The sequence below is a fragment of the Pseudomonas sp. Z18(2022) genome, assembly GCF_036346535.1.
GTDB lineage: Bacteria > Pseudomonadota > Gammaproteobacteria > Pseudomonadales > Pseudomonadaceae > Aquipseudomonas > Aquipseudomonas yamanorum_A.
Window position 1 is genome coordinate 245,059 of sequence record NZ_JAOTOA010000006.1, and the last position, 16,226, is coordinate 261,284.

General features: G+C 62.8%; 10 protein-coding genes. 5 read left to right on the plus strand and 5 right to left on the minus strand.

Annotated elements, in window-relative coordinates:
* Positions 1-19 precede the first annotated feature (19 nt).
* The gene (locus V3W39_RS16225; RefSeq protein ID WP_330212959.1) at positions 20-2,428 is read left to right on the plus strand and encodes a TonB-dependent siderophore receptor; all 2,409 of its coding nucleotides are present in this window, start codon (positions 20-22) and stop codon (positions 2,426-2,428) included.
* Between the two features lie 42 nt (positions 2,429-2,470).
* Here V3W39_RS16225 and V3W39_RS16230 read toward each other — a convergent pair whose 3' ends face one another.
* Together V3W39_RS16230 and V3W39_RS16235 are read right to left on the minus strand one after the other, a co-directional pair.
* Complete coding sequence (locus V3W39_RS16230) at positions 2,471-3,403, minus strand: bifunctional helix-turn-helix transcriptional regulator/GNAT family N-acetyltransferase (protein WP_330212960.1); 933 nt, start codon at positions 3,401-3,403, stop codon at positions 2,471-2,473.
* Between the two features lie 132 nt (positions 3,404-3,535).
* The gene (locus V3W39_RS16235; RefSeq protein ID WP_330212961.1) at positions 3,536-7,906 is read right to left on the minus strand and encodes an AvrE-family type 3 secretion system effector; all 4,371 of its coding nucleotides are present in this window, start codon (positions 7,904-7,906) and stop codon (positions 3,536-3,538) included.
* A 192-nt stretch (positions 7,907-8,098) separates the two neighbouring features.
* Here V3W39_RS16235 and ggt point away from each other — a divergent pair, with 192 nt between their 5' ends.
* Together ggt and V3W39_RS16245 are read left to right on the plus strand one after the other, a co-directional pair.
* Positions 8,099-9,925, plus strand: a complete 1,827-nt coding sequence (gene ggt, locus V3W39_RS16240; protein ID WP_330212962.1) for a gamma-glutamyltransferase — start codon at positions 8,099-8,101, stop codon at positions 9,923-9,925.
* A 23-nt stretch (positions 9,926-9,948) separates the two neighbouring features.
* A complete protein-coding gene (locus V3W39_RS16245) occupies positions 9,949-10,677 on the plus strand; it encodes a polyphenol oxidase family protein (protein ID WP_330212963.1) in 729 nt (242 codons plus the stop codon).
* 228 nt (positions 10,678-10,905) lie between these two features.
* Here the strand turns inward: V3W39_RS16245 and ddlA are convergent, their stop codons facing one another.
* Both ddlA and V3W39_RS16255 read right to left on the minus strand, forming a co-directional pair.
* On the minus strand, positions 10,906-12,000 hold the full coding sequence (gene ddlA, locus V3W39_RS16250) for a D-alanine--D-alanine ligase (RefSeq protein ID WP_177120342.1): 1,095 nt from the start codon (positions 11,998-12,000) through the stop codon (positions 10,906-10,908).
* Positions 12,001-12,043: 43 nt separating this feature from the next.
* Complete coding sequence (locus tag V3W39_RS16255) at positions 12,044-12,682, minus strand: LysE family translocator (protein WP_330212964.1); 639 nt, start codon at positions 12,680-12,682, stop codon at positions 12,044-12,046.
* 137 nt (positions 12,683-12,819) lie between these two features.
* On the opposite strand from V3W39_RS16255, the gene V3W39_RS16260 reads away from it, so the two are divergent.
* On the plus strand, positions 12,820-13,620 hold the full coding sequence (locus tag V3W39_RS16260) for an AraC family transcriptional regulator (protein WP_177042075.1): 801 nt from the start codon (positions 12,820-12,822) through the stop codon (positions 13,618-13,620).
* A gap of 122 nt (positions 13,621-13,742) precedes the next feature.
* On the opposite strand, the gene V3W39_RS16265 is transcribed toward V3W39_RS16260, so the two are convergent.
* The gene (locus tag V3W39_RS16265) at positions 13,743-15,113 is read right to left on the minus strand and encodes an MFS transporter (RefSeq protein WP_330212970.1); all 1,371 of its coding nucleotides are present in this window, start codon (positions 15,111-15,113) and stop codon (positions 13,743-13,745) included.
* A 121-nt stretch (positions 15,114-15,234) separates the two neighbouring features.
* Here V3W39_RS16265 and V3W39_RS16270 point away from each other — a divergent pair, with 121 nt between their 5' ends.
* Positions 15,235-16,119 (plus strand): LysR family transcriptional regulator, encoded by an 885-nt coding sequence (locus tag V3W39_RS16270; RefSeq protein ID WP_177042074.1) that lies wholly within the window; start codon positions 15,235-15,237, stop codon positions 16,117-16,119.
* Positions 16,120-16,226 lie beyond the last annotated feature (107 nt).

Sequence of the window (16,226 nt, forward strand, 5' to 3'; positions counted from 1 at the left end):
CCAAAGGAGCACCGATCACATGTCTTCAACCCCCACTCGCGGCGGCCTGTTGCTGGCCAGTCGACTGTTGCTTGGCTGCCTGCCGCTGGCGGTGCCGGGCCTGGCGTATGCGCAACAGCAGGTACAGACGTTCGACGTCGCCCCAGGCCCACTCGGTGACGTGCTGACCCGTTATGCCCAGGCCGCCGGCGTGCCGATTTCGTTCCTGTCGCAACAGGTGGCCGGGTTGAACAGCCCCGGTGTACGCGGCAGCTACAGCGTGACAGACGGGTTCGCCCAGGTGCTGGCCGGCACCGGCTTCGCTGCAACCGGCAACGCCGATGGCTACCAGCTGGAAAGCCTGCCGGTGGCCAGCGGCACGCTGTCGCTGGGTGCAACCGAGATCAGCGCCAACCAGTTGGGCACTATCACTGAAGGCACTGGCTCCTACACCCCGGGCACCATCGCCACCGCCACGCGCATGGTGCTGACGCCACGGGAAACCCCGCAGTCGATCACCGTGATCACGCGCCAGCATATGGATGACTTCGCGCTCACCTCGATCGACGACGTGATGCGCCATACGCCAGGTATCACCGTGTCGACCTTCGACAGCGAGCGCAACAATTACTACGCCCGCGGCTTCTCGGTGGAGAACTTCCAGTACGACGGCATCCCGACCCTGCGCAACTCCGCCTACTCGTCCAGCCAGACCCTCAGCGACATGGCGATCTATGACCGGGTGGAAATCCTCAAGGGCGCCACCGGGCTGCTGACCGGCGCCGGCGCCCCTGGCGCGACGATCAACCTGATCCGCAAAAAGCCCACGCGAGACTTCAAGGCCAGTGTCGAACTGGGCGCCGGCAGTTGGGACAACTATCGCTCCCAGATCGACGTGAGTGGCCCGCTGACCGACAGCGGCAACGTGCGCGGGCGGGCGGTGGCGGCGTACCAGGACAAGCACTCGTTCATGGACCACTACCAGCGCAACACCAATGTGTACTTCGGCACGCTGGAAGCCGACCTGACCGACGACACCCTGCTCACCGTTGGCTTCGATTACCTGGACAGCGATCCGCAGGGCTCGGGCTGGTCCGGCAGCCGGGCGCTGTTCGACCGCAGCGGCAACCGCATCGACGTGAAACGCTCCTACAACAACGGCGCCAAGTGGAGCCGTTGGGAGCAGTATTCCCGCAGCGCGTTCTCCACCCTGGAACACAACTTCGACAATGGCTGGGTGATCAAGGGCCAATACACCCACCAACTCATGGGCTACGACGCGCCCCTGGGCTCGATCATGAGTGGCCCGTACGCCGCCACCGGCTTGTCGTCCCTGTACGCCAACAAATTCACCGGCAACACCCGCGCCGACTCGGGTGATATCTACGCCAGCGGCCCGTTCAGCCTGCTGGGCCGTACCCATGAACTGGTGATCGGCGCGTCGGCCTCCAACTCCCACTGGACCGGAAAAGACTACGGCGACCCCACTTTTGTGGGCAACAACCAGATCGATTTCTGGAACTTCGACGGCAACGTTCCGGAGCCGGACTGGGGCGCGCCGACGCGGACCATCGATGCCACCACCCGGCAATCCGCAGGCTATATGGCGGCACGTTTCAATCTCACGGACGACTTGAACCTGTTCCTCGGCAGCCGCGTGGCCAACTACAAATTGCGCGGCGATGACGACTCCACCGAGACCGGCAAGCTGGTGCCCTACGCCGGGGTCACCTACGACCTGAACGACAACTTCACCGCGTACGCCAGCTACACCGACATCTTCATGCCGTCGAGCTACAGCCGCGACCGCAACAACAAATTGCTGGAACCGGATGAAGGCAAGAACTACGAAACCGGCCTCAAGGGCGAGTTCTTCGAGGGCCGGCTCAACACCAGCATGGCCTACTTCGAAGTGCATGAAACCAACCGCGCGGAGCCGGACGCCGAATACAACGCTGCGCCGACCAACCCGTCCCTCGGGTACGCCGAGAAAGGCATCAAGGCCAAGACCAAGGGTTTCGAGGCCGAGATGTCCGGCGAGCTGGCGCCGGGTTGGCAGGCCCAGGCCGGCTACACCCACAAGATCCTGCGGGATGAAAATGGCGACAAGGCGTCGACCTGGGAGCCGGAGGACCAGCTCAGTTTCTTCACCTCGTACAAACTCAAGGGCCCGCTGGACCGCCTGACCGTCGGCGGCGGCGCACGCTGGCAGAGCAGAAGCTGGCAAGTGGTGTACAACCGGCCCAAGGCGCAAAACGAAGAGTTCTCGCAGGAAGCCTATTGGGTGGTGGACGCGATGGCCAAGTATCAGGTCAGCGAACATCTTTCCGCGACGCTGAACGTCAACAACCTGTTCGACAAGCAGTACTACACCAACATCGGCTTCTATAACACGGCCTATTACGGCACCCCGCGCAATGTGATGCTCACCACGCGCTGGGACTTCTAAGCGGCCAAGCCGCAGCGCCCCGTCACGCGGGGCGCTGTTGCGTCAAATACCACGCCGCACAAAACACTGCTCCACCACCGCCTTGCCCCACTGCTGCCCTTCCTGTTCCGACTCCAGCACAAAGCCTGCGTTTTCATAGAGCTTGCGCGCCACATCCAGGCCCTTGAACGTCCACAACCGCACCGCCGGAAAACGGTGTTCATCACAGAAATCCACTGCCTCTTTCAACAACTGCTTGCCCAAGCCCTGGCCGTGGGCCGACGGGTCGAGGATGAAGCAGCGCAGGATCGCCTCGCCGTTTTCGCCCTCGCCATCGATGGCGATCGAGCCGACGATCTGTGCCCCGTCCAGCACCGTCCACACTTCGTTGCGCGGGTTGGATAAGCGCCCCATCAACTCGGCCATGTCCGCCGCCACCAGGCTTTCAAACGGCTGGCCAAAGTTAGCGTGCTGGGCGTAGTACTCGGCGTGCATCTGCGCGATACGTCCGATCACGCCAGGCCTGTAGCCACGGGCAATGCGGTAGTGCCGGGGTTGCCGGGCGCCGGTGCGCTGGGTTTGCAGGGCCCCGGCGTATTGGTCCAGGCCACGGCTGACGGCTTGTTGCTGCTCGCTGGAAAGATCGGCAATCGCCTCGCCCACCTGCCGCCGGGCAAACGTCTCGATGGCGCCCAGCGTCTTTTGGCCTCGCGCAGTGAGCCGCAGTTTTTTCGAGCGGGCATCGTCCTCGTGGGCAAACTCTTCCAGTTCGCCCGCCTCGATCAGCTTGCGCACCATGCGGCTCACGGACGACTTTTCCAGCCCCAGCAACGTGACCAGTTCCGCCGCCGTCAGCGCGCCGCGCTCGCCGATTTCAACCAGGGTGTGAACGGAGGAAGGCGGGTAGCTGCTGGCCGCCAACTTCGGCTGCATGAAGCCCAGCTCTCGCACCATCAGGCGCGAGGCACAGCGGATCTGATCGATAAGGTCTGGCATTGAACGGTTCACGGGGACACCCTTTTCCCGAATGAAGAGGCAAGTAGTTGTATCGCACAACCAAATTCAATGCAACGGGTTCGCGCCCGCGTGGGAGCGATCAAAAAAAGCCCGCATCACGCGGGCTTTTTTTTACGCGACCTTCGGGGCGCGAGGCGTCCGGACTCGCTGGTCCGCCAAATCAAGGGTCAATTCAGCGGGCGGCGGGCTGCCCAGCGTATCGTTCAACTTCATTCTCAGGGGTTTGTCCGCGTCGGCCCCGTACTCAAGTTCGGCATTGACGCGTTTATGGGTATGGCTCAGTGCGGCGTTGCTCGAAAAGCCGATATTGGTCATTGAGGGTATCGACATCGCATGGGACTGGCTCGCGGTATAACTGAGGCTCATGGTTTTGATGCGCAGGTTTTCACGCTTGCCCAAGGCCTCTTTGATCAGCGACTCCGGGCTTTCACCGTCGAGGATTTTGCGCTCGACGGCGCGCACCACATCCGGCTTGAGTTCCAGGCCGATGCCCACCGAGGTCCCTTCGCCGTTCTGCAACTGGTCCAGCACCTGGGCAAACTGTGGGTCGTCCTTGAGCCACTGCACAATGTCAGCTTTGTTGGCCGGTGCAACATCGTTCAACCAGGCATGCTGTCCATCATCACGCAAACCGACGTAAGTGGCAGACGCCGTCACCGACACCAATTGGCGAAGCCCCTTCTCTACCAGATTCTGCTGGTGAACGAGCTTATCCAGTGAGTCGCTGAGTGTGTGGTAAGCCTCGAGTTTCGTTGCGGTCGCGGGATGCGTTTCCAGAAACCGTTGCAGCGTGGCCAGTTGTTCTGCCACCGGTTTGCCCTCCAGCTTCAGGGCGCCAAGGTCGCCTTTGAATCCGGGAGCGTAGCGAGAAAGGTCACTGACAAGGCTGTCGATCGCTGACTGAGCCACAGGCTCTGGCCGCTTGAAGGAAAAGCTGAAACCCCGGGATTGCCCGCGATCAAACTTCACCATGACCGACACCTCCGGCAGTGCGAACACTGCTGCGCCATGGCCAGGGCCTCCCGGCATGCCCAGCCCCACCGCATTCAGCGGGCCGAGGTTGACACCCACACCGCCCTGGCGCAGGAGTTGTGCATTGGTTGCGCCACCCTGGCTTGTACCCGCGGCGCTACGACTGGTTGACTGGCTTTGGTCAAAGTGGGCCAGATTGACGTTACCCACCAGCCCCACGCCGGCTCGAAGCACCGAGGCCACCTCGGGAACATCTTCCTGCGGGTGGTAGAGCAAACGCAATTGCGCAAGCGCATCCAGGCTGAGGTCAACGTTGGTTTTCGAGCTCTCACCCACGGCGTGAGCCTCACCCAACTGCAGCAGGTCAAAGACGTTGCCCTGCTCTCCCATCAGGATCGACATCATCTTGGGAAAGTCAGCTTCTTTCACGTCGAAACCGATACTCGACCCTTTGGTATTGGCCAGCGCCGCGGTCATTTCCGCCGCTACCCGCAGGCCGTGGCCCACGACTTCTGGGCCTTTGCCAAGGGTCAACCCGGAGGCCACCGAGGCGGCCAACCGACGGGTGTCATCCATGCTGATTTCTAACTTGGCGCCTTTGTCGGTACGACTGATGCTGACACCGTTGGAATGGGACTTGGACACGCCGACAAAAAACTCCAGCGGCGCCACCGGTTTTATTCCGGTCACCATGGCCCCCAGGTTTTTGCCCTTGGTGCGGCTTGGGGACAACGTCTGGCCGCTCCCCATCTGCTGGATCTCTTGCGTCATCGCCTCCTTGAGGCTCCCATCGGCAGGCAGCCCCAACAACCGCGAGAGGTGCCAATGCAGGGCCGATCCGGGGGTTCCGAGGTCCTTCGCCAGCAGCTTGAAGTTTTTGTAGAGCGTCTCGGCCTGGTCATAGCTGGCGACGTTCTGACCGGACAGCTTGTGCACCAGGCTTTGCTCATAGTCCTTCATCACGGATTCGAGGGACTGCTTGATTCTTTCCAGGGCACTCGAGCTCATACCGGAGGCTCGCTCCAGCTCAACCGTCAAATCCGTCAGTTGCTTAAGGGTGCTGGCCTGGTGAATCAGGTCGCCTTCGATCATCGCCGAGGGATGACTGAGGTCGCGCTTGCGGCCTGGGTCCCATGCCGCAAGCGACAGGGCCTGCCCCTCGAAATTGGCCAGCAACGCCGCGGTCTCTTTCTGTGTGGAGGGCGACAGCCGTTTGAACGCCTCGTACAGTTGATGCAGCGTCGACTCAGATTGAATGTTCGCCCGACTCAAGCCGGGCTTCGGATCAAACGTTATCCCATGCGCATCCCCCAGGCGTTGCGCCGCAGACTTGCTGTCTTTTTCCACCTTGGCCAGTGCTTCACTGATGCCCTTGGCCAACGCCTCGCGCGGCCCCGACTGGCTCAGGGTTTCCAGGCGCGACTGAATATCGCCGGGAACCGGCCTGGCCTGGGAAAGCGCCTTGAGTTGCTCGTGCAGGTGTTTGTTTTCGGTGTAGACGCTTTCCAGGCCCTGGCGACCGGTGAAGTGATGCTGAATGCCCTTGCCCATTTCCTTGAGGCTGTCCAACGGATGAAAGTGCGCGTTCACCCCTGCGAAAAAACCGCGCTTGAGCGGAACACCTTCAGTGGTCTGACCCAGCACGTTACTGGTGGCGGACAGTGCGCCACCCGGAAACTGGGCGCGCATTTGGGCGCCTGCCAGGGTCTCGGTTAATGACTGACCAGGGGCGGACGATGCCGATGGCACCGGCCCCCACGTCATCGTGCCCTCGGCGGATGTCTCCAGGCGAAAGAAGCGCTTATCCCACTCCCCCACCAGGTGCTTGTCGGCGCCCATGCGCAGAGAGTCCAGCCGCTGCCCCTTCGGCAGCTCGACCTTGCTCCAGCTCAACGCAGCCTCGGGGCGCTCCTGCCAATCCTCGCGCTTCAAGGTGAACAGCTCGCCGTCTTTGCTTCGGGCGTAGAGGTTTGCGTCTTGATCCAGTGCCAACACCTGCACGGCGATGGGCGGGGTCAGGGTCAACTGGCGGGCAACACCGCCCAGGTTGACCTGAAGCTGATGGTCTTGATTGGCCGTCACATACGTCCTGGCGTCAGCCACGGCAAACGCCGTGACTTTCTGCTGGTTGTTTCCTGCCAAGACCTCGTCAAGGGTGATTTGCGTACGAGGTTTGGGTAGCGCTGACAAGTCGTGGCTCGCGCCTTCATGGATCGGTTCCCGGGCTTGCTGGGTCGCCACCGCCTTCAACTGCCCATCCTGCAGCACATAACCACGGCCATCCAGCCCTCGCTCCAGCCCCTGGAGGCCCACCTGCGGATCGCGCTCCCAGCGTTGCGTCGCCCTGTCCCAGACCAGCAGATTGCCCTCATCCAGTACAACCTTTCCGCGCTGCCCGAGATCGACCGCCCCGGCCAATGCCTGCAAGCTCGGCTGCGGCAACCCTTTTTCGATGCCCTTGACCAGCACATCACTCAGGTTCCATTGCGGGCTCAGTGAGTCCTTGCCGGCCAAGGGGGCGCTGTGCAGTTGCTGGCGCGAATCCCGAACCAGCGTGTTGAGCTGCCCCGCATCGTCATGGAAAAATCCCTCGACGTTGACCGCCCCCTTCAATGCCCGCTCCAACGACTCAACCGGTTGCACGGTCATCGTCAGCACGCCGCCCTGCGCCTGTTGCAGATCGGCCTGCAACAATTCGCCATGGGCATTGGTTGCATGGAGGGTATTGCCGGACAACCCGATACGCGTAAGTTGCAGCGGGTTACCGGCCTCGTCCAGCGCACGCAACCTCGTCCCTGCCGCGTGCAGAATGGAGCCACCCGGGGCATCGCTCAGGGAGACCGTGGTCTTGCCCTCGACGCTGCTGTCTGCCATGCCCAGGGGCACCTTGAGCAACTGGCCCTCACGGGTCAGGCTGATACGGCTCAAGGCGCGAGTGTCGGGGTCAGGCAACCAGGTGGTGATGGCTGGATCGAAACGGTACAGGCGCCCGCCCTCCAGGCGATACTGCTGGTCATCAACGGTGGTGTATACCTGGCTGATAATCCCCATGAGGGCCCGGCCCGGGTTGTTGCCCGCGGGGGTTGATGCCCGGTCCTCGGGGCGGCTGCTTTTGAACACCGCCGCCGCAGCAGGCGTGGACTGGATCTGAAACCGGTAGTGCCGCTCATCCTTGAAGCCCAACGCATGCTTGCCCGCACCGCCATGATCCTCGGCGACATACTGCTTGTTCGCCTGGTTCAAATGGCGCGCAATCTCCTGGCCCTCACGGGTTCCATCCGCCTGTACTTTCCCCTCTTTGAGGGTCGGCGTGAACAACATCGAAGTGGGTTGCAACGATTGGTAGCGGCTCAGTTGCTCGGGAGACGGAGCTTTCGAGAACCAGCCTGAAAGCCCTTTGTGCGGTTGTTTTACAGGCGTTTCCTGAGAAGCGCCTTCGGTGACTGACGTTATCGGCGACTCCACACCCTGACGATACGATCCGGCCAGGCCTCCTGGTACTGAATTCATTGCAACCTCTCGAAGTTTCTGCTCAAAACTCCCTAGTGACCATTTGTAGGCATTGGTTCCCTGTACCTGCAGCCGTCTTGATAGCGGGTAGCATTGTCCCGCACAGGCTGATTTGCCCAAGATCGTTTTTGCGCACTGAGGTACATTTACTCCACGGACAACAGATCATTCTCAAATGAACGGAGTCATCGCGTGTTTTCGATTTTCCACCGTCAACGCCTTACCGCCCTCTCACTGATTACCACTGCCCTCACCCTCGCCGCCTGCCACAGCGCCACCGCGCCGGAACTGCCGCCCGCCCCGGAACTCGGCTCGGGCTATCGCACCGACATGAGCACCCGCCACGCGGAGCGCCATATGGCCGCCGCCGCCAACCCGCTGGCCGCCGAAGCCGGGCGCGAGATCCTGCGCAAGGGCGGCTCGGCCATCGACGCGGCGATTGCCATGCAGGCTGTACTGACCCTGGTGGAACCGCAGTCGTCCGGGATCGGCGGCGGTGCGTTCATCATGCTGTGGGACGGCAAAAAGGTGCAGGCCTATGACGGTCGCGAAACCGCACCGGCGGGCGCTACCGAGCGGTTGTTCCTCAACGCCGACGGCACGCCGATGTCGTTCCCGCAGGCACAGATTGGCGGGCGCTCGGTGGCAACGCCGGGCGTGTTGCGCGCCCTGGAAATGGCCCACAAAAAGACCGGCCACCTGCAATGGGCAACGCTGTTCGAGCCGGCCATTCGCCTGGCCGAACAGGGCTTCCCGATCTCGGCGCGCCTGCACAGCCTGATCGCCGCCGACCGTTACATGAGCCGCTCGCCGGAAATGACCGCGTACTTTCTGAACGCCGACGGCAGCCCCAAGGCCACCGGTACGCTGTTGAAGAATCCGGCGTTGGCCAACGTGTTCAAGCGCATCGCCAAGGAAGGGCCGGACGCGCTGTACTACGGCCCGATCGCCGAGGAAATCACCCGCAAGGTGCAAGGCAACAGCAACGCCGGCAGCCTGACGCTGACCGACCTCAAGGGCTACAGCGCGGTTGAGCGGGCGCCGCTGTGCACCGACTACAAGCGCTGGAAAGTCTGCGGCATGCCGCCACCGTCGTCGGGCGGGATCGCCATCGCGCAGATCCTCGGCACGTTGCAGGCCCTGGAAGCCCGCGACCCGCGTATGACGCTTGCGCTTTTGAAGCCGGTGAAGAACGACTCTCCCGCTGGCCTGGAGCCGGTCCCCGAAGCGGTGCACCTGATCGCCGAGGCCGACCGCCTGGCCTATGCCGACCGCGCGCAGTACGTGGCGGATTCCGACTACGTGCCGGTGCCGGTGGCCGGGCTGGTCGCGCCGGATTATCTGGCCGGCCGTGCCGCATTGATTGGTGAGCGCAGCATGGGCGTCGCCAAGCCGGGCAAGCCTGCCGGCATTCAGGTGGCCTACGCGCCGGATCGCTCGCCACTGCGCATTTCCACCTCGCAAGTGGTGGCGGTGGATGACGTGGGTGGCGCGGTGTCGATGACCACTACCGTGGAGTCGGCATTCGGCTCCCATGTGATGGTCCAGGGCTTTTTGCTGAACAACCAAATGACGGACTTCTCGTTCATCCCGGAAGAGAACGGCCAGCCGGTGGCCAACCGCATCGAGCCGGGCAAGCGTCCGCGTTCGTCCATGGCGCCGACGCTGGTGTTTGATCGCCAGAGCGGCGAGCTGGTGGCCACGGTGGGTTCGCCGGGCGGTTCGCAGATCATCGAATATGTGAGCAAATCCCTGGTGGCCATGCTCGACTGGAACCTCGACCCGCAAGCCGCCGTCGGCCTGCCCAACTTCGGCAGCCGCAACGGGCCTACCGAGCTGGAAGCCGGGTTATTCAGTGCGCCGTTGAAGCAGGCGCTGAAGGACAAGGGCCACGCCCTGAGCGAAATCGACATGACCAGCGGCGCCCAGGCGATCGTTCGGGTGCGTGATGCACAGGGCAAGGTATCGTTGATCGGCGGGGCTGATCCGCGTCGTGAAGGCGAGGCCCTCGGGGACTGATGTGACTCACTGGAGAGCTGCGCGTGCACAAGGCAAATAACCTCGGCGCCCTGGTTGGCGTCGACCATGGGTTTTGTACGATTGACGATCCATTGCGGCCGGACGCGGTGTTCATCTGCAAGCAGGTGCACAGCGCCACGACCATTGAATGGCGCCCGGAGCTGATGACCAATACGGTGGAAGCCGACGGGGTTTTCAGCCGGGATGCGCAGCCGATTGCGGTGATCACTGCCGACTGTTTGCCGCTGCTGATCGCCTCGGAAAATGGGGATCTTGTTGCGGCAATTCATGGCGGCTGGAAGGGGCTGCAAGGCGGGATCATCGCGAATGCCATGCAACGGTTTACCGCCGAGGGCGTGGCGCTGAACCAGTTGCGGATTGCGATCGGGCCGTCGATCAAGCCTTGTTGTTATGAGGTGAGCGGCGAGTTTGTGGCGCAGTTGCAGGCGAGTCAGGGGCACTTATGGCTGGACGGGAATGCGCCGTGGACGCTCGAGCAGCCGGGGCCGTTGTTGGCACCGCAGATTCAGCCGCCAGAACCCAGGCAGGCCTTGAGTGCGTGGTTTGATTTGAGCCGTTATGCGCTGATCTTGCTGGAGGCGGCGGGTATCAAGCGTGAGCAGGTTGAGGTGAGCGAGGTGTGTACGTATTGCACCTCACCGACGTTTGCGAGTTATCGCCGAAGGACCCATGACAGCACGGAGCGCAAGACGTTGTTGTATTCGTGGATTTCGCGAAAAGCACAACGATAAAGCGACCTATAACAACACCGTCTCCGGCAACACTCAATTTGTGGCGAGGGAGCTTGCTCCCGCTGGGGTGCGAAGCGCCCCCAGAATGAGCTGATGCGTTTTTTCAGGAAGAGCACCGTACCCAGTTTCAGGGCTGCTGCGCAGCCCAACGGGAGCAAGCTCCCTCGCCACAATGGAGTCGCGCTCATGAAAAAGTAATCGGCGCTCCCAAGTCTAAAACCGTAAAAATCACCGGCTGATCTTCAGCCCCTTACGCCCCGCATGCCGCTCCAGCGCCAGCTCGATCAACCGGCTTACCAGCTCGCTGTAGCTCATGCCCGCCGCCTGCCACAACTTGGGGTACATGCTGATGCGGGTAAAACCCGGCAACGAGTTGATCTCGTTGATCAGCACCTCACCCTCATCCGTCAGAAACACGTCCACCCGCGCCAGCCCGGCGCAGCCCAGGGTTTCAAACGCTTCGATGGCCAACGCACGAATGCGCTCGCTGTGTTCAACACTGATGTCCGCCGGCACCACCACCTGGGCCGCCTGGTCATCGATGTATTTGCTGTCGTAGGAATAGAACCCGTCGCGCACCACGATCTCGCCGCAGCCGCTGGCGATGGGGTTCTCGTTGCCCAACACGGCGCATTCGATTTCCCGGCCTTTTACTGCCGATTCCACCAGCACTTTTTCATCAAACCCCAGGGCCAGCTCAACGGCCGCGTGGTATTCAGCCTCGCTGCCTACCTTGCTCACGCCCACGGATGAACCCTGGTTCGCCGGCTTCACGAACATCGGCAATCCAAGTGTCTGTTGGGCCTGTTCGAAGGTGGTACGCGCCGCCGTGCGACGGTTGAGGGTAATGAACGGCGTCACGGCAATCCCGGCATCCCGCAGCAGGCGTTTGCTGATGTCCTTGTCCATGCACACCGCCGAACCCAGCACGTCAGAGCCGACAAACGGCAAGTCGGCCATGCGCAGCAGCCCTTGCAGGCAGCCGTCTTCACCGAGGGTGCCGTGGACGATCGGGAAGATCACATCGACATGCTCCAGCGAGGCCTGGCTGGCGGTTTCCACCAGTTGCTGGCTGGCCTTGCCCGGCACCACGGCCAGTTCGCGGTTGGATTGGTTGAGGGCGATCAGCGCCGGGTTTTCCTCGTTGAGCAAAAACCCCGAGGTGTCGTTGAGGTGCCAGTGGCCGGCCTTGTCGATGCCGATCAGGATCGGCTCGAAGCGCGAACGGTCCAGTGCATCGACGATGTTGCGCGCCGATTGCAGCGACACTTCGTGCTCGGCCGAACGGCCACCAAAAATAATCCCTACCCGCAGCTTGCTCATGATCGGCCTCACGTTTGAAAGTAAGGCTTCTTACCATGAGCCGTCAGCGATTCGCTACCAGCGTGGCCCCGAACAGCACATAACAACCACCGGCAAACCGGTCCAGCCACTTGCGCGAACGGCTGTAGACGTTGGCCATCCGCTCGCTGGAAAACACCAGCGCCACGCAGGAGTACCAACTGAACGACAGCGTCGCCATGGTGATCACCGCCAGGGTCAGCAGCATCGGCGACGGTGACTGCGGCATGGTGGACGCAAAGATCGTCGCGACGAACAGCGCCGCCTTGGGGTTGGACAGGTTGCCCAGCAAGCCCAGGCGCCAGGCGGAAAACAGTGAGCGCCGAGGCTCATCCGGCAACAGGTTCTGGGCCATGGACGGTGCCGAGCGCCGGAACAGTTTCAACCCCAGGTAAATCAGGTAGCAGCCGCCGATGATCTTGAACGCCAGGTACAGCATCGGCGCTGCGGTGAACAGCGACTTGATCCCCAGGCCGCCTGCCAGCCCCCAGATCACCGTGCCGGTGGCCACGCCCGAGGACGCCACCACGCCGTGGCGACGCGAGCAACTGGCGGCCAGTTGCGCGGTGTTGAAGAAGTTCGGGCCGGGCGTGACGACCGCGACGGTCCAGAGCAGGGCCAGCGAGACCAGAGGAACCGCGTAGGCCGGATTGAACAATTCCATGTGGGATTCCGCCGAGGACAGTGCAGGAATCAGGATCATAGGCCCGGCATCCGCCGCGCACAATCGTACAAGACCCCGGCAGACAGCGGATTCAGACTGGGTTAACGTATTTCCATCTCTTTGCGCGACAACTCATCATGGCGACCAATATCGACTGGCTGCACCGCGCGCCCCACGCCAGTGGCCTGGAGCGTATAGAGGCGTACTTTGCCGGATTTGGCTTCGACCCCCATCGCCACGACACCTACGCCATCGGCCGCACCCTGTTCGGCGTGCAGAGTTTTCACTATCGCGGCGGCATGACCCACAGCCTGCCGGGGCGGACCATGGTGATCCATCCCGACGAAGTGCATGATGGTTGGGCCGGCAGCGAGGAAGGCTTCAAATACCGGATGATTTACGTGGAGCCGGCGCTGATCCAGCAGGTGCTCGGTGGCAAGCCGTTGCCGTTTATTCCCGGCGGGCTGTCCAGCGACCCGTGGCTGTACCGCGCCAGCGAAGCGTTGCTGCAAAGCCTGGATTGCCCGATCGATCCGTTGCAGGAACAGGACGCGATGTTCGACCTGGCCCAGGCGCTGAACAATGCGTCGGGCATCACCGTCAGTCGCAAGACCTTCGACTACCGCGCCGCCGAGCGCGCCCGGGAATTTATCCACAGCGCCCTGGGCCGCCCGATCACCCTCGACGAGATGGCGGAATACGCCAATCGTGACCGCTGGGCGTTGTCGCGGGATTTTCGTTTGTTGTTCGGCACCAGCCCTTATCGCTACCTGACCATGCGCCGCCTGGACCTGGTGCGCAGCCTGCTCGGCCATGGCCAGTCACTGGTGGATGCGGCACTGACCGCAGGCTTCACCGACCAGAGCCACATGACCCGCCAGTTTCGCAGCACCTTCGGCATGCCGCCGTCGCGCTGGGTGAAGATGCTCGGACGCTGAAAATCCCGCCTTGAAACGCGATCAACCTGTGGGAGCTGGCTTGCCTGCGATAGCGGTGGGTCAGCGAATAAATGACTGACTGACACTCCGCCATCGCAGGCAAGCCAGCTCCCACAGTTGATTTATGTCGCTGCTGAAATCGCATCCGAATCTATAGCGCGCTCTTTAAGCGCTAACGCCAGCACCGCACCCACCAGGGCAATCGCCGCGCTCCACCACAGCGCCAATTCGATCCCACCCGCCTGCGCCGCACCCGTCGACCCGCCGGCATTCGCCAACGACACCAGCAACGCCAGCCCCAACGCGCCGCCAATCTGCTGGCTGGTGGAGGCCATGCCCGCCGCCACACCTTGCTCGCCCGGGCGGATGCCCAACCCGGCCGCCACCCACATCGCCGTCCAGGTCATGCCCTGGCCGATACTCAGGATGAAAATCCCCGGCAGCAACGACCAGAACCCCGCCCCCGTCGGCAACGCCACACACACCAGGGCGATGCCCACCGCGCCCGCCAACTGGCCGCTGACCAAGGTGGTGCGCAAACCCAGCCGCGCCAGCGAACGTTCCGCCAGCCAGATGCCGGCGGTGCACACCAGGGTCGCCGGCAAAAACGCCAGCCCCGCCTGCAACACGCTGTAGCCGTAGACCTGCTGGTAATACACCGCCAGAAAATAGTACTGCACGCCAAAGCTGCTCATGAACACTGCGGTCAACACCATGGCCATGCGCAACTCGCGGTAGCCCAACAGCCGCAGCGGCATCAAGGGATCACGGCCGTGGTGTTCGATCCAGGCGAACAACCCCAGCAGCGCCACTGCCAGGGCCATGCAACCCAGGGTCGACGGCGCCGCCCAGCCCCACTCCGGCCCTTGCACCAGGGCGAACACCAGCAAGGTTCCGCCCAGCGTCACGGTCAACGCGCCGCTGATATCAAAATTGCGCCCACGGGCCCGCTCGCCATCGACGGGAATCCAGTAGCGCGCCGCCAGGGCGCAGGCGCCGGCCAACGGCACATTCACCAGGAAGACCGCTTCCCAGCCCCAGGCCTGGGTCAGCACGCCGCCGAGCAACGCACCCAAGGCCAGGCCCGCCGCAGACGCCGCGCTCCATACCGCAAACGCACGGTTGCGCGCCGGCCCTTCGGCGTAGTGGGTGTTGATCAGCGCCAAGGTGGCCGGGAACAACAGCGCCCCGCCCACGCCCTGCACCGCCCGGGCCAGCACCAGCAACAAGGCGCTGGCGCCGAGCACCGCCGCCAGGGATGACAGCGCGTACAGCGACTGACCGAGGATGTACAAGCGCCGCTTGCCCAGCAGGTCTGCGGCGCGGCCACCCAACAGCAGGAAACCGCCGAACGCCACGGTGTAGGCGCTGACCACCCACTGCAATTGCTGGGCGGAAAAACCCAGGTGGCTGCCGATCTGCGGCAGCGCGACAAACACGATGGTCGCGTCCAGGGCGATGATCAGTTGCGCGGTTGCCAGCAACGACAACATCCAGCCTGAGGGTCGAGATAAAGACATCACAGCGTCCTGCCAGAAAATGAGAGGCGCCAGTGTCTTTCATGCTCAACAGATGATAAATAGCCTTATCACTCTTTCAGTAATGACTTTAATCATGGATTTGAACGCCGTTCGCCTGCTGGTTCGCGTCGCCGAAACCCGCAGTTTCACCCGTGCTGCCGGGGACCTGGGGCTGACCCAATCGGGCTTGTCCCGGGCCATTTCCCGGCTGGAAAACCAATTGGGCGTACGCCTGCTGCAACGCAACACCCGCAGCGTCAGCCTCACGCCGGACGGGCAGATGCTCTATGAGCGCAGCGCGCCGCTGCTGGCGGAACTGGCCGAAGCCGAGCGTCAGATGCTCGACCGCCGCAGCTCGCCGTCCGGTCTGCTGAAGATCAGCACGCCGTCGCTGTTTGGCCGCAAGGTGGTGATGCCGGTGATCGGCGAATTGACCCTGCAATACCCCGACCTGCGCATTGAAGCGGTGATGACCGACCGCCTGGTGGACATCGTCGACGAAGGCTTTGACGCCCTTCTGCGCACCGGCGAGATTCAGGACCAGCGCCTGATCGCCCGGGCACTGCCGCCGTTGCGCTGGGTCACCGTGGCCGCCCCGGCTTATCTCGCGCGTTTTGGTACGCCGCAAACCGTCGATGAACTCAAGGACCACAACTGCCTGACCGTACGCAACCTGCGCACCAGCCGGCTGGTGGACTGGCAATTCGTACTTGATGGCAAGGTGCAGGACGTGAGTGTCGAAGGAAGGCTGATCTTTGATATCGGTGACGCGCTGGTGGATGGCGCGGTGGGCGGATTTGGCATTGCCCAGGTGATGGATTTTGCGGTGCGCGAGGATCTGGCGGCCGGGCGCCTGGTGCCCTTGCTGGAGGAGTTTGCCGGACGCAGCCGGGCGATATCGTTGGTGTATCCGCCGTCGCGGCAGTACTCGCCGAAGTTGATGGCGTTTGCCGAGGCCCTCAACAAGGTGCAGTGGTAATACACCCAATGTGGCTTTGGAGCATGCTGTGGCAAGGGGGCTTGCTGTGGCGAGGGAGCTTGCTGTGGCGAGGGAGCTTGCTCCCGCTGGGCTGCGTAGCAGCCCCA